The 442-nt window shown below is 45.2% G+C and carries 1 protein-coding gene; it reads right to left on the bottom strand.

Annotated features, from left to right (window positions below):
- Positions 1-442 (bottom strand): hypothetical protein (locus B0E44_RS18805; protein WP_217341304.1); only part of this gene is annotated, 442 nt, incomplete at both ends.

The raw sequence follows: 442 nt of genomic DNA, 5'->3' as shown, positions 1-442 counted from the left end.
TTGTTCCTGTCTGATTCGTTGTATAATCCGTACCGTTCCAGGTGAAGGTCGCTCCCGAACAAATCGTTTGATTCGTTACTATATCTGCAGGTTTTGGTGTTACAGTCAAGTTCAACACTTGATCTGCCGTACAACCGTCTGCTCCTGGGAATCTTGTTCCTGTCTGATTCGTTGTATAATCCGTACCGTTCCAGGTGAAGGTCGCTCCCGAACAAATCGTTTGATTCGTTACTATATCTGCAGGTTTTGGTGTTACAGTCAAGTTCAACACTTGATCTGCCGTACAACCGTCTGCTCCTGGGAATCTTGTTCCTGTCTGATTCGTTGTATAATCCGTACCGTTCCAGGTGAAGGTCGCTCCCGAACAAATGGTTTGATTCGTTACTATATCTGCAGGTTTTGGTGTTACAGTCAAGTTCAACACTTGATCTGCCGTACAACC

Source organism: Flavobacterium sp. A45, from assembly GCF_002001005.1.
GTDB lineage: Bacteria > Bacteroidota > Bacteroidia > Flavobacteriales > Flavobacteriaceae > Flavobacterium.
The sequence above is the reverse complement of the archived record's forward strand: the minus strand, read 5'-3'. Positions and strand labels throughout refer to the sequence as shown.